This window comes from Thermostichus sp. OS-CIW-20, assembly GCF_054061455.1.
Genome location: NZ_JBSSEF010000003.1, coordinates 80,474 through 93,975, shown reverse-complemented (window position 1 = coordinate 93,975; position 13,502 = coordinate 80,474). Strand labels below are relative to the sequence as shown.

The following is a 13,502-nucleotide window of genomic DNA, read 5'->3' as shown; positions in this document are numbered from 1 at the left end:
CACTTTCTAGCCCTTGCTGTTAGAGCCGGCCCTAATCCCAGGCAGGGTGGGCTTCGGCTGCTGAGGCTGCTCCGGCTCGCGGCCGAAGTTGGTAATCAGAGTTAGAGATTGGGCTTTTTCAGCTCGATTTGCTCCCCGTCGGCCTCCCCAGCCGTCACCTGTAAGGTGGCCTTGCCGAGGTTATCCCGGAGATCCTCTGCCAAAAGACCGGAATCCCCCCAGGGGCAATCGGGCCTTGCGCCGGATCTGTCCTTTGGGATCATCTCAACCGGTTTCATTTGGTGAAGCTAAGCATCCCGGCTCTGGAGCAGGTTTTGCAACACCGGATGCAGTTGCTCTTGGATTTTTTGCTGCTGCCGAGGGATCTGACCCAGCACGGGGAGCCAGAAAACCACGCTTGGTTGGCAGAGCGGCTGGCCCGTTTACCTTTTCCGGCTTTTGTGGTGCCCGGCAACCACGACGTGCCCCAGCCCGAGGCATTGGCAGAGTTTCCCCGCTACTACCGAGCTTTTGGCTATGAGGACGGGCTTTCCACTTTCTTTCCACTTTCTTTCCACTTTCTAGGAACCCCCCCGAAGGGGGAAATCTACCCCCATTAAACCCACGCAGAGCAAGGAATGCAAGGCCCATTGTGGCTAGGAACGGGATCCCTCGATGTGGGAGTAGGGCTCCAGGTGGATGGTGACGCGCACCGGCCCGTAGCGCTGCTGCAGCAGTTGCTCCACCGCTTCGGTAAGGCGATGGGCCGACTCCACATCCAGCGGCTCCACCACCATGTGCATTTCGATAAAGATCATCTGCCCCGGGATGCCGCGGGAGGTGATGTCGTGGCAGTCGAGGATCCCGGGCAGGCTGAGAACCAGCTCCCGCAAGGTTTTGGGGGGGATAGCCACCCGGTCGGTTAAGAAGGGAACGTTTTCCCGCAGCACTTCCCAGCCGCTCCAGAACACCAGCAGCCCCACCGGCACCGCCAGCACCTGGTCCAGCCAAGGGATCCCCCAGAAGTGGATCCCGGCCAGACCCAGCAATACCGTCAGGGTTACCCAGACATCGCTGAGGGTATGGCGGGCATCGGCCAAGAGCAGCGAGCTGGCCAGCGCCCTGCCCCAGAAACGTTCATAGACGGCCACGAAGAGGTTGATCCCCAGCACGCCCAGCATCAGCGTCAAGGTCAACCCCTCGATCCGGAGCTGCGGCGGCTGGGGTGCAAAAAACCGTCCCACCGCTGCGCTGAGGATCTCGAAGCTAGCCATGGCCAAAAGGGCAGCGATCCCCAGGGCACCGATTGCCTCAAACTTGCTGCGGCCATAGGGATGTTCCTCATCCGGCTCTGGCGAGGAAAAGTGGACCGCCACCAGGGCAAGGAGGTTGCTGGCGCTGTCGGTAACACTGTGCAGGGCATCGGCCACCAAGCTTAGGGATCCCGTCGCCAGCCCCAGGGTTAACTTGATGGCAAACACCAGGCTATTTAGCCCCAACGTAACGTACAGCACCCTCTGCACCTGGCGCTGACGGCGGCTGGCTATGGCGGCAGAATCGGGGAAGCTCACCGCTGGGGAGCCTCAGACCAAGCCGGTTCAGCTTTATTTTGCCACCGACTCCCCCTAGGGGCCGACCTTCTTCGAGGGGATAGGAAATGCGGGCCGGCGGGGTATTTTAGAACCAAGCACCGACGCGAGGGGGAGGCGGCCATGGACATGGCGGTCGTGGGAGCTGGCTATGTGGGGTTGGTAACCGGCGCCTGTCTGGCCCACCTGGGCCACAGCGTTATTTGTATAGACAACAACCCTGTCAAAATCGAAAACCTGCAGCGAGGTCGTCTGCCCATCTACGAGCCCGGCCTGGAAGAGCTGGTGCGGGAAGGCGCCGAGGCTGGCCGGCTGCACTTTACCACCGACCTGGGCCTGGGGGTGAAGGCCAGCGAAGTGATCTTCATTGCCGTGGGCACCCCGGCTTTGCCCAGCGGCGAGCCAGACCTGCGCTACGTAGAGGCTGTAGCGCGGGAGATCGGCCAGCACCTAGACGACCGCTACCGGGTTATTGTTAACAAGTCTACTACCCCCATCGGCTCCGGCGACTGGGTGCGCATGCTTATTCTGGACGGGGCGGCCGAGGCCGCCAAGCAGCGGCTAGGCAGCCAGGCAGAAAAACAGAAGATGGCCATAGCGGGCGGGGATCCCACCCCCTCCTCCCTGGCTACCTTGGACAGGTCTCCCTGGGTGCCGCCCTTCGACGTGGTGAGCAACCCCGAGTTTCTGCGGGAGGGCAGCGCCATCCACGATACCTTTTACCCCGACCGCATCGTGATTGGCTCCAACAGCCCCCGGGCCATCGAGATCCTGCGGCAACTTTACGAGCCCATCCTTAGCCGCCAGCAAGGCTTGGGCGGGGATCCCGTGCCCTTGCTGGTCACCGACCTGGCCTCCGCCGAGATGATCAAATATGCCGCCAACGCCTTCCTAGCCACTAAGATCAGCTTCATCAACGAGATTGCCAATATCTGCGAGCGCACCGGCGCCGACATCCTCCAGGTGGCCGAAGGGATTGGCCTCGATAAGCGCATTGGCCGCGCCTTCCTCAACGCCGGCATAGGCTGGGGGGGGAGCTGCTTCCCCAAGGATCTGGCCGCTTTGATCCAGACGGCGGCTGACTACGGCTACGAGGCCAAGCTGTTGCGGGCTACTGTCGAGGTCAACCGTGAGCAGCGGCAGCGCTTGGTGGAAAAGCTGCAGCAGGCCCTTAAGGTGCTTAAGGGCAAGACCATTGGCCTTTTGGGCCTCACCTTCAAGCCCCACACTGACGACCTGCGGGATGCGCCGTCTCTAACCTTAATTGAGCAGCTCCACCGCCTGGGGGCCAAGGTAAAAGCCTATGATCCCATTGTCTCGGCTTCGGGAATGCGGGAGGGCCTAGCCCATGTGGTGGTGGAAACGGACGTGTTCCGCCTGGCCCAGGATTGCGACGCCCTGGTGCTGGTGACCGAGTGGCCGGAGTTTTTGTCGCTGGATTACCGGCGCCTTGCCGAGCTGATGCGGCGGCCCCTCATCCTCGACGGCCGCAACTGCCTTGACCGGCAGGCCGTTCAGCAGGCGGGCATTACCCTGATTGGAGTGGGCTGGTGAAGATCCTGGTTACGGGTGGTTTGGGGTTTATCGGCTCCCATCTGGTCAGCCGTCTGCTGCAGGAGGGCCACACGGTGATCTGCCTCGACAACGGCTACACGGGGCGGGAGGAGAACCTGCAGGCCCACCGCAACAACCCTGCCTTGACCTTGCTGTGGCACGACGTGGCCGAGCCGCTGCCGCCGGAGCTGGAGAAAGCGGGAATTGAGCAAATCTACCACCTGGCCTGTCCCGCCTCGCTGCCCCACTACCAGGCGGATCCCATCCGCACCATCCGCACCGGCGTCTGGGGCACCTACCACCTGCTGGAGCTGGCCCAGAAAACGGGGGCCAGGTTCCTGCTGGCCTCCACTTCAGAAGTGTACGGGGATCCCCAGGTGCACCCCCAGCCGGAGGACTACTGGGGCCATGTCAACCCCATCGGCCCGCGGGCCTGCTACGACGAGTCCAAGCGCCTGGCCGAAACCCTGACCTTTGACTGGCAGCGGCAACACCAAACCGAGATCCGCGTGGCCCGCATCTTCAACACCTATGGCCCGGCCATGCGGGAAGACGATGGCCGTGTGGTCAGCAACTTCATCGTCCAGGCGCTGCGCGGCGATCCCCTCACCGTCTATGGCGATGGATCCCAGACCCGTAGCTTCTGCTACATCTCCGACCTCATCGAGGGCCTGGTGCGCCTGATGAACAGCCCTTATCCCGGCCCCTTTAACCTGGGCAACCCGCAGGAGGTCACCATTCTAGAGTTGGCTCGGCAGGTTTTGGCCCTCACCGGCAGCTCTTCTCCCATCGTCCACCGGCCTCTGCCCACAGATGATCCCAAGCAGCGCCGGCCCGATATCGGCAAGGCCCGCGCCCTGCTGGGCTGGGATCCCCAGATTCCTCTGCAGCTTGGCCTGGAGCTGACTATCCCCTACTTTCGCCGCCGGCTGGGCCTGGAGTAGAGGATCCCTCTTGTCCTGGCGGGGCAGGCAGGAGGGTGGGCAGAGCTCGACAAAACCGTCATAATACGGAGAGAGGCCGTCTTAAGCCTTCCATAACCTCTGCCTAGGTGGGATCCCTGTAACTTTGGATACTTACCCTTTGTCTCTCGAAGAGCCGACCACCTGCATCTCCCTGGAGTGCTATGGGCTGGGAGTGGAGAGAGAGCCTGTGGGCGCCTTTTTGACCGTGCTCTGGGGGGCCAATATGGGCATGACCTTTCCCTTGGGGGAAACAGCGGTAGTGGGGCGCAGCTCCCAGGCTGACATTCAGCTCTGGGATCACGCCGTTTCTCGGCAGCACTGTCGGCTGGAGAGAGAAGGGGGAACCTACATCCTCACCGACCTAGGCAGCCTCAACGGTACCTATGTCAACTGGCAGAGGGTAACTCGCCTTCCCTTGGCCGATAGGGATCGCATCCAGGTGGGAAATAGCCTGCTGCAGTTTGCCTACTATGACCGGCTGGCGGAGGCTTTCTTTTTCCAGGTCGCTGCCGCCGCTCTCTACGACCCGCTCACGGGGCTGCACAACCGTCGGTTTTTCCTAGAGCACCTGCAGAGGGAGATGGCCTTTGCCCGCCGCCATAGCTTTCCCCTCCACTTGCTTTACCTGGACTTGGACAACTTCAAGCTCATCAACGACCGCTGGGGGCATTTGGCCGGGGATCAAGCCCTGATCCAGGTGGCCCGCCAACTGCAGGACCAGGTTCGCCAAGAGGATCTGCTGGCCCGCATGGGGGGCGACGAATTTGCTCTCCTGGTGCGCGGGATCCCAGACTCTCAGATCCTGCAGTTGGCCGGGCGCCTGCAGCAGGCCGTCCAATCCCTTCCCCTAGAGGGGGGAATTCCCCTCACCTGTAGCATCGGTGTCGCCTCTTTGCTCCGGCTTCCAGCAGAGACTTCTGCACAAAGCTTCCTAGCGGCAGCCGACCAAGCCCTCTACCAGGCCAAAAGGCAGGGGGGCAGCCGGGAAGTGTTGCTGTAGGTCTTAGGATCCTTCTACCAAGCTGGCGTAGGCCTCGGCGCTCATCGTGTCGTCGAGATCTTCCGGGTTGGTCATGCGCACCTTGATCAGCCAGCCATCGCCATAGGGATCGTCGGCAATGCTCTCTGGGCTGTCCACCACTGCTTTGTTCACTGCCACCACTTCCCCCGAAACAGGGGCATAGAGATCCTCGACCGCCTTAACGGATTCCACCGAGCCAAAGCTTTCGCCCTTTTCAATCTCTGTTCCTTCCTCGGGCAGGCCGACAAAGACAATATCTCCGAGCTGATCGACGGCATAAGCCGTGATCCCAATCACCGCAATGTCATCCTCAACGCGGATGTACTCGTGGGTGTCCACATAGCGCAGATGGGGCGGATACTCCAGGGCCATGCCGTTTCCCCTGCTAGAATTCAGTGGATTATTCTAGGGTGAACCCCTGGGGCTGGTAAAGCTCTCCCAACTTGACACCTAGAGGAACTCCATCAGCAGCCGATTCACGGTTTGCGGCGCCTCCTGCTGCGCCCAGTGGCCGCACTCGGGGATGTATTCTTTGCGAATGCCGTTGGGGAAAAAGGGATCCATTCCCTCGGTCAGCTCGCGGCTAAGGGCAAAGTCTTCTTCTCCCCAGATGAGCAGGGTGGGGGCGAAGATCGGCCGCAGGGGCTGCAAAAACAGGTTCTGCAGAGTGGGCAGGCTAAACAGGTGGCGGTAGTAGTTAAGGGCAGAGGTGAGCACCTTGGGTTTGGCGAGAGCCTCTTGGTAGATCTTCAGGTCGTGTCGGGTGAAGGCACTCTTGCGCACCGAGGTCTCTCGGAAGATGCGCTGCACCCAATCGCCCAAGTTCCACTGGAGCACCCACTCCGGCAGCCAGGGCAACTGGAAGAAAAACAGGTACCAACTGCGGCGCATCTGGTCCAAATTGGTCAAGAACTCCCGGCGAAAGCAAGCGGGGTGAGGAGAGTTGAGCACGGCCAGCTTGCGGATCTCCTGGGGAAAAAGTTGCGCCCAGTGCCAAGCAATAGCCCCTCCCCAGTTGTGGGCCACCACTACCGCCCTCTTGGCCCCAAAGTGATCCAGGAGGCCGCGGACATCCGCCGTGAGGGTATCTAGGTCGTAGCCGTGATCCGGCTTGTCGGAATCGTTGTAGCCGCGTAGATCGGGGGCCACCACGCAAAACCGCTGCGCCAACACCGGGATCTGGTGCCGCCAGGAGTACCAAAACTCCGGGAAACCATGCAGCAAGATGGCCAGCTCCCCTTCCCCCTGGGTGACGTAGTGCAGTTGAATACCATTGGTGAGGGCATAGCCGTGCCGCCAGCTCCCCATCTTGGCGGCTACCTCAGCAGGAAGGCGTCGGATCCCTGCTTCTGTCATCTCGTCTGCTCTTTGGCCGAACCCATGATTTGGTATCCAACCATACTAACCTTTGTCGCTCTCTTGCTAACGGGGAGTTTAAGGCATCCTGGGAGAGAAGCTGCGGCTGCAAAGGTCAGATGAAAACTAACACAACATCCCCCCAGAAGATCGCCATTCTAGGGGCGGGAGCCTGGGGAAGTACGCTGGCTCTGCTGGCCCAGGCCCAGGGGCACCGAGTGCAGGTTTGGGACCGGCGCAAAGATCTGGATCTCAAAGAGGTGCTCCAGGGATCCCAAATCCTCATCTCGGCAGTCTCGATGGCAGGGGTGCGCCCCGTGGCCGAGGTTGTGCGCCAGGTGGGGATCCCACCGCAGGTTATTTTGGTCTCAGCCACTAAGGGACTGGATCCGCTCCAACTTTTGACTCCTGCCCAAATCTGGGGGGCTGCCTTCCCCAACCAGCCGTTGGTGGTGCTCTCCGGGCCTAACCTTTCCGCCGAGATCCGCCAGGGTTTGCCGGCAGCAGCAGTGGTAGCCAGCCGGGATCTCTGGGCAGCCGTGCAGGTGCAGCATGCCCTGGCTTCAGAGCGCTTTCGCCTCTACACCAGCAGCGATCCGCTGGGGGTGGAGCTGGGAGGCATCCTGAAAAATGTTATCGCCATCGCCGTGGGGGTGTGTGATGCGCTGCACCTGGGCACCAATGCTCGGGCTGCCCTGGTTACCCGCGGCTTGGCAGAGATGATCCGGGTGGGATCCCGCTTAGGGGCGCGGCCTGAGACCTTCAACGGCCTCTCAGGCCTGGGGGATCTGCTGGCCACCTGTCACAGTCCTCTGAGCCGCAACTACCAGGTGGGCTACGGGTTGGGCCAAGGTAGGCCTTTGTCCCAGGTTCTGGCTGAAATCGAGGGCACTGCCGAAGGAGTTTACACCGCTCCTGTCGTGGTCAAGATCGCTGCCCAACACAACATCCGGGTGCCTATCACCCAGGAGGTGCATCGGTTGTTGCAAGGACAGACCACCCCCACTGCTGCCCTGGCCAGGCTGATGGAGCGACAACTCACCTCGGAATAAGACCCTCACCCCCCTGCCCCTCTCCCTCTGGGAGAGGGGAGTTAGGGATAAACGTTGCATTGCTATTTGAAATGACCATAGCCGCAAATCCGCGGATGAGGAAAGGGGTTCTGCACCGTATCAGGATTTTTGCAGAGGGTTAGGGTACCAGAATGAGCCATTTGGCGGAGCTTTTTTCCCCAGAGTTTTTCTATGCTGTCTCTGTAGCTTCCCTGTTCGTTCCCGCATCAACTCGGCTCTCGGTTGTTCCAGGAAGCCGACGGCCAGCCCAAGGGATTGGGGGTTTCTTGTTTGCTTTTTTACGAAGCCACATGTCCAAACGCATCTTGGTGATTGAAGACGAACCCGCCATCCGCACCTATTTGCAGAAAGTGTTGCAACGAGCTGGGTACGACACTGTCGCGGCCAGCGATGGGGAGGAAGGATTACAGATGGTGCACGCTCTCCTGCCGGATTTGGTGTTGTGCGATGTGGTCATGCCCAAGCTGAACGGCTATGGAGTGTTAGATGCTGTGAGATGGGGTCGGTCCACTGCCCACATCCCCTTTGTCTTTCTCTCCTCGAAAACCAGCCGAGAAGACATGGAAGAAGGGCTGCGGCTTGGCTCTAATGCCTACTTAACCAAGCCCATCGACCAAAATCACCTGTTGAGAGCAATCGCCGCCCAACTGCTCTGAACTCTTAGCTATAGCCATTTACTATTGGGATAAAACTTCCAGGGAACCGAGAAAAGTTTTCCGGATCCCTGCCGGCTGTAGCTAAGGGGTCAGCGCCTGGTGTCGCTGTCGCTGTTGCCGTTCCAGGGCCTCGAACAAACCCTGAAAATTGGCCTCGCCAAAGCCCGTGGCCCCGCCTAGCCGTTGAATGACTTCAAAGAAAAAGGTGGGCCGACCAAAGAGGGGCTGGGTAAAGGTCTGCAGCAGAAGGGGGCGATCCTGGCCATCAGAAGCGGGCAGGGTAGCATCCAGAAGGATCTGCTGCTCCACCAGGTCTTGCCAGGAGATGGCCTGCCCAAGGGCAGAACGGAGCGCCAACCCCAGCTCCCTTTCCAGGCTGGTGTAGTACTGCGGCGCCACTTGCAAAAAGTCCACTCCCCCCTGCCGCAACCGGCGCAGGCTGGCAACAATGTCTGAGCTGTGCAGCGCCGCGTGCTGAATGCCCGGGCCGCCATGGGCATGCAAAAACTCCTGAATCTGGGAAGCGGCACAGGTGGGCTCGTTGATGGCCCATTGGATCCCCGCTTCCGGATCCCCCACCACCACGCTTTCCAGGCCGGAGGTGGCGGTGCCGATGCTGTAGCGGTACAGCCGCCGCCAGCCCAGCACCCGCCCATACCAGTCGGCTGCCGCCTGCAGGGATCCCTGCTCCACGTTCAACACCACGTGATCCCAGTGGGAAAACAGGCCCGCTTCGGCAGGGGCGGCATCCAAGGGGCCAGGGATCAGAGAATGCCGGATCCCGTAGGGGGTGTGGAGGCAGAGCGCCGCTGCTGCCGGGATCCACGCCAGTTGGGCGCCTCGGCCCCGCAACAGCTCCGCCAAGGCCGGTAGCTCCTGCTCTCCCACCGCCAAGGCCACATCCACCACCCCCGGCCCATGCCGCTGCAAATGGCGGTCCACCTCGTCCCCCGCCCGTGCCGGCTGAGACAGGCGCAAGCGCAGGGATCCCTGCTCCAGCTCCAGGGTGTTGCCGGCGTCGCTTGCCACCCGGAAGCCCCAAACCCGACAAAAGTGTTCCCGCCAACGGGGCAGATCCCAAAGGTAGAAGTGCAGGTGGTGGATCCCTTGGACAATTCGAATGGACGGGTTCATAGAAAACTTCATAGAAAACGCACTGCTAACGCGAACACCAGGTCTTCTGGTGGGGCAACCGGGGCTGCCCTACCTCAGCATAGGTCGGCCCTTCGGCGAGGGAAAAGGTCAAAACTCTTTCCAGCAAACTCTTAAGACAACATTAAAAAACACGGTTAAAAATGCGCCCACAAAAACATCTTCCCAGGGCAAGAGACTAAAATTGAAGTGGGCGAGGTGTAGGGCCAACATCTAAAAAAAGAAACAGCAGAGTTGCTAAAAGCTCTCCCTCAAGTGAGTGGCTAGACCTTCCCTTTTGCAAAGATTGTTGTAGCTTTTGGCAGCTGCTGAGGCGTCGCCTCGCCCTGTCGCCAGCCTATTGGCGGAGTTGTTAGGCGTAATAGCCGGGAGGATTGTTATGATAGCAAGCGCGCAGCGTTCTGTAGCTTTATCTACAGAATCGAAGGCCCAAAAAACCACAGAACGCAAAGTATCCGATCAAACGATTGGGAGAGATTTTCTGCCGGGACGGTGGCAACGCTGCATTGATGTCCGAGATTTTATTCAGCGCAATTACACTCCCTACACCGGCGACGAAAGCTTCTTGGCGCCGGCCAGCGAACGCACGCAGCGGCTGTGGGCCAAGGTTAAGGATTTGATGGCGCTGGAGCGGGAGCGGGGGGTTTTGGATGCCGACACGGACCTTCCTTCCAGCATCACCAGCCACCCGCCGGGCTATATCGACCGGGAGCTGGAGCAAATTGTAGGCCTACAGACCGACAAGCCCCTGAAGCGGGCCATTATGCCGTTCGGCGGCATCCGCATGGTGGAGACGGCCCTCAAGGCCTACGGCTACGAGCTGGATCCAAAGGTTAAGGAAATCTTTACCAAGTACCGCAAGACCCACAACGACGGGGTTTTCGACGCCTACACGGAGGAGATGCGCCGCTGCCGCCGCTCTGGCATCATCACGGGCTTGCCGGACGCCTATGGGCGGGGCCGCATCATCGGCGACTACCGGCGGGTGGCCCTCTATGGGGTGGATCGGCTGATTGAGGACAAGGAGGCGCAAAAAGCCAGCCTCGACCTGGACACGATGGATGAAGAAACCATCCGCCTGCGGGAGGAGCTCTCGGAGCAGATCAAAGCCCTACACGAGCTCAAGGAAATGGGGGCCAGCTACGGCTTTGACCTGGGCCGTCCGGCCAGCAACGCCCGCGAGGCCATCCAGTGGCTGTACCTGGCCTACCTGGCAGCCGTCAAAGAGCAAAATGGCGCTGCCATGTCCCTGGGGCGGGTCTCCACGTTCCTAGACATCTACATCGAGCGGGATCTGCAGGCCGGGATCCTCACCGAGGAAGAGGCCCAAGAGCTCATCGACCACTTTGTCATGAAGCTGCGCATGGTCAGGTTTTTGCGCACGCCGGAGTACAACGAGCTCTTTAGCGGGGATCCCACCTGGGTAACCGAGTGCATCGGCGGCATGGGGCTAGATGGGCGGCCTTTGGTGACCAAGACCAGCTTCCGCATGCTGCATACCCTCTACAACCTTGGGCCGGCGCCGGAGCCCAACTTGACCGTGCTCTGGTCGGAGCGGCTGCCGGAAGCTTTCAAGCGCTACTGCGCCAAGGTCTCCATCGAAACCAGCTCCATCCAGTACGAAAACGACGACTTGATGCGCCCCTACTGGGGGGATGACTACGGCATCGCCTGCTGTGTGTCGGCCATGCGCATCGGCAAGCAGATGCAGTTTTTTGGAGCGCGGGTGAACTTGGCCAAGTGCCTGCTCTATGCCATCAACGGCGGTCGGGATGAGATCTCCGGCGAGCAGGTGGCTCCTGCTTTCGCCCCCATCACCGCCGATGTCCTGGACTACGACGAGGTGTGGCCGCGCATGGCGCAGATGATGGCCTGGCTGGCCAAGACCTACGTCAACACCATGAACATCATCCACTACATGCACGACAAGTACTGCTACGAGCGCCTGGAGATGGCCCTGCACGACCGGGACGTGCTGCGCACCATGGCCTTTGGCCTGGCCGGCCTGTCGGTGGTGGCGGATTCCCTCTCGGCCATCAAGTACGCGCGGGTGCGGGCTATCCGGGACGAGCGCGGCCTAGTGGTGGATTACGCGGTGGAGGGGGACTTCCCCAAATACGGCAACAACGACGACCGGGTTGACCAGATGGCGGTGCAGTTGGTGCAGACCTTCATGGCGGAGCTGCGCAAGCACAAGACCTACCGCAACGCCATCCCCACCCAGTCCATCCTCACCATCACCTCCAACGTGGTCTACGGCAAAAAAACCGGCAACACCCCCGATGGGCGGCGGGCCGGCGAGCCCTTTGCGCCGGGGGCCAACCCCATGCACGGCCGGGACACCAAGGGGGCGGTGGCCTCGCTGGCTTCGGTGGCCAAGCTGCCCTACGACGACGCCCTGGATGGCATCTCCAACACCTTCTCGATTGTGCCGGCGGCCCTAGGTCGCACCGCCGAGGAGCGGGTTGCCAACCTGGTGGGGCTGCTGGACGGCTACATGCGGGATGGCGGCTTTCACCTCAACGTCAACGTCCTTAACCGCGAGACCCTGCTGCAGGCCATGGAGCACCCCGAGCTCTATCCCCAGCTCACCATCCGAGTGTCTGGCTACGCGGTGAACTTCATCAAGCTCACCCGCGAGCAACAACTGGATGTGATTAACCGCACCTTCCACCAACACTTCTAACGGAAAACGGCGGAGTGGGGGATCCCGGAAGGCTGCCCGTAGCAGGGTCGAGGGAAGGGATCCCCCCTCCCCAAGCAAGGAGGTTCGATGAGCTATAGCGTTTTGGACTTGGTTAGAGACTACGCGGCGGGACGGCGCGATTTCCAGGAGATCGAGCTGCCCCAGGCCGACTTGCGGGGCATCCACCTAGCCGGTGCCGACCTGCGCTCTGCTGATTTCAGAGGGGCCAACCTGGCAGGCGCCAACCTGCGGGGGTGTGACCTCAGCTTTGCCGATTTCACCGGCGCCAACCTATCGGGAGCGGATCTGCGGGGATGCCTGCTTTTCGGCAGCGATTTCCGCGGTGCCCTCTTGGAGGGGGCTTTGCTGGATCACGCCGATTACGATGCCTATACCCATTTCCCGGCGGGCTTTGATCCCAAAGCCCATCGCCTGCACAACATCTCGGCAGGTGTTTCCCAGTAGGGGGGTCTTTCCAGGGGTTGTCAACTGTTAAGCAAAACCCAGTTCGGGTAAAGCCCAAATCTCAAAAGAGACAAAACCATGGTGTGCGCAGCATAGACAGCAATTGGGAAGAAAACCTCAAGATTAATTGATATTTTGCAAAAGCTGTTGAGGATAGAAGTATGGATACCCCGCTCAACCCCTTGACGCCGATAACCGGCCGCATTCACTCGGTCGAGACCTGTGGCACGGTAGATGGGCCAGGGATCCGCTTTGTTATCTTTCTGCAGGGCTGTCCTCTGCGCTGTCTGTACTGCCACAATCCCGACTGTCGGGATCCCAATGCCGGCCAGGTGGTGACGGTGGATTCCCTCATGGCGGAGATCCAGCGCTGCCGCAACTACTACCTCAAGGGCGGGGGAGTCACGGCCAGCGGGGGGGAACCGTTGATGCAGCCCAACTTTGTGGCGGAGATTTTCCGCCGCTGCCATGAGCTGGACTTGCACACGGCTCTAGATACTTCCGGCTATGCGCCCTTGGGCGTGGCCAAGCCGGTGTTGGCCCATACAGACTTGGTGCTACTGGATATCAAGTCCTATCTGCCGGAGCTCTATCGCAAAGTTACCGGCGTTTCGCTGCAGCCCACTCTCGATCTGGCTCGCTATTTGGATCAGATTCACAAGCCCACCTGGATTCGTTTTGTGCTGGTTCCCGGGCTAACAGATCCCGAGGAAAACATCAAGGGCTTGGCCGAGTTTGTGGCCACGCTCTCCAACGTGGAGCGGGTGGAAGTTTTGCCCTTTCACAAGATGGGGGAATACAAATGGCAGCAGTTGGGATTGCCCTATACCCTCAGCGATGTTCAGCCGCCTACTCCTGAACAGATCAACCACGCTTTGCAGATCTTTCGCGAGCGGGGATTGGTGGCAGTTTAGTTTATCGCTGGAGCGACAGCAACAAAACTAGAGCCAATTCTGACTTGAGCCAGCCTGATCCCAAAGTCATCTCTAAAGTCCTTAGGCTGTCT

At 60.4% G+C, this 13,502-nt stretch carries 12 protein-coding genes and 1 pseudogene; 9 read left to right on the top strand and 4 right to left on the bottom strand.

Going from position 1 to position 13,502, the window contains the following annotated elements; genetic code table 11:
- Positions 1–191: 191 nt before the first annotated feature.
- Positions 192–542: pseudogene (locus tag ACVWXC_RS02245) on the top strand (metallophosphoesterase family protein); the annotation flags it as partial.
- A 93-nt stretch (positions 543–635) separates the two neighbouring features.
- On the opposite strand, the gene ACVWXC_RS02240 reads toward ACVWXC_RS02245, so the two are convergent.
- Positions 636–1,550: a cation diffusion facilitator family transporter gene (locus tag ACVWXC_RS02240; RefSeq protein WP_457390844.1), complete on the bottom strand. Its 915-nt coding sequence runs from the start codon at positions 1,548–1,550 to the stop codon at positions 636–638.
- A gap of 141 nt (positions 1,551–1,691) precedes the next feature.
- Here ACVWXC_RS02240 and ACVWXC_RS02235 point away from each other — a divergent pair, with 141 nt between their 5' ends.
- From ACVWXC_RS02235 to ACVWXC_RS02225, 3 genes are all read left to right on the top strand, one after another.
- Positions 1,692–3,122 (top strand): UDP-glucose dehydrogenase family protein, encoded by a 1,431-nt coding sequence (locus ACVWXC_RS02235; RefSeq protein ID WP_457390842.1) that lies wholly within the window; start codon positions 1,692–1,694, stop codon positions 3,120–3,122.
- Positions 3,119–4,066, top strand: a complete 948-nt coding sequence (locus ACVWXC_RS02230) for a UDP-glucuronic acid decarboxylase family protein (protein WP_457390840.1) — start codon at positions 3,119–3,121, stop codon at positions 4,064–4,066. The genes ACVWXC_RS02235 and ACVWXC_RS02230 overlap by 4 nt, the downstream gene beginning before the upstream one ends.
- Positions 4,067–4,205: 139 nt before the next feature.
- Complete coding sequence (locus tag ACVWXC_RS02225) at positions 4,206–5,087, top strand: diguanylate cyclase domain-containing protein (protein ID WP_457390838.1); 882 nt, start codon at positions 4,206–4,208, stop codon at positions 5,085–5,087.
- Positions 5,088–5,090: 3 nt separating this feature from the next.
- Here the strand turns inward: ACVWXC_RS02225 and gcvH are convergent, their stop codons facing one another.
- Together gcvH and ACVWXC_RS02215 are read right to left on the bottom strand one after the other, a co-directional pair.
- Positions 5,091–5,480, bottom strand: coding sequence for a glycine cleavage system protein GcvH (gene gcvH / locus ACVWXC_RS02220; RefSeq protein WP_099812456.1), 390 nt, complete (start codon positions 5,478–5,480; stop codon positions 5,091–5,093).
- A gap of 78 nt (positions 5,481–5,558) precedes the next feature.
- The gene (locus ACVWXC_RS02215; RefSeq protein ID WP_457390835.1) at positions 5,559–6,464 is read right to left on the bottom strand and encodes an alpha/beta fold hydrolase; all 906 of its coding nucleotides are present in this window, start codon (positions 6,462–6,464) and stop codon (positions 5,559–5,561) included.
- Positions 6,465–6,583: 119 nt separating this feature from the next.
- Here ACVWXC_RS02215 and ACVWXC_RS02210 point away from each other — a divergent pair, with 119 nt between their 5' ends.
- Together ACVWXC_RS02210 and ACVWXC_RS02205 are read left to right on the top strand one after the other, a co-directional pair.
- A complete protein-coding gene (locus ACVWXC_RS02210; RefSeq protein WP_011429387.1) occupies positions 6,584–7,516 on the top strand; it encodes an NAD(P)H-dependent glycerol-3-phosphate dehydrogenase in 933 nt (310 codons plus the stop codon).
- 311 nt (positions 7,517–7,827) lie between these two features.
- Complete coding sequence (locus ACVWXC_RS02205) at positions 7,828–8,193, top strand: response regulator (protein ID WP_011429386.1); 366 nt, start codon at positions 7,828–7,830, stop codon at positions 8,191–8,193.
- A gap of 81 nt (positions 8,194–8,274) precedes the next feature.
- Here ACVWXC_RS02205 and ACVWXC_RS02200 read toward each other — a convergent pair whose 3' ends face one another.
- Positions 8,275–9,339, bottom strand: a complete 1,065-nt coding sequence (locus tag ACVWXC_RS02200; protein ID WP_457410461.1) for a VOC family protein — start codon at positions 9,337–9,339, stop codon at positions 8,275–8,277.
- 385 nt (positions 9,340–9,724) lie between these two features.
- On the opposite strand from ACVWXC_RS02200, the gene pflB reads away from it, so the two are divergent.
- The 3 genes from pflB (at position 9,725) to pflA (ending at position 13,410) form a co-directional block, all read left to right on the top strand.
- On the top strand, positions 9,725–12,031 hold the full coding sequence (gene pflB, locus ACVWXC_RS02195) for a formate C-acetyltransferase (protein WP_457390830.1): 2,307 nt from the start codon (positions 9,725–9,727) through the stop codon (positions 12,029–12,031).
- A gap of 87 nt (positions 12,032–12,118) precedes the next feature.
- Entirely contained in the window at positions 12,119–12,496 is a 378-nt protein-coding gene (locus tag ACVWXC_RS02190) for a pentapeptide repeat-containing protein (RefSeq protein ID WP_011429383.1), read from the top strand.
- Between the two features lie 161 nt (positions 12,497–12,657).
- Positions 12,658–13,410 carry a pyruvate formate-lyase-activating protein gene (gene pflA, locus ACVWXC_RS02185; RefSeq protein ID WP_011429382.1) on the top strand — a complete coding sequence of 251 codons (753 nt, stop codon included), beginning with the start codon at positions 12,658–12,660 and terminating at the stop codon, positions 13,408–13,410.
- Positions 13,411–13,502 lie beyond the last annotated feature (92 nt).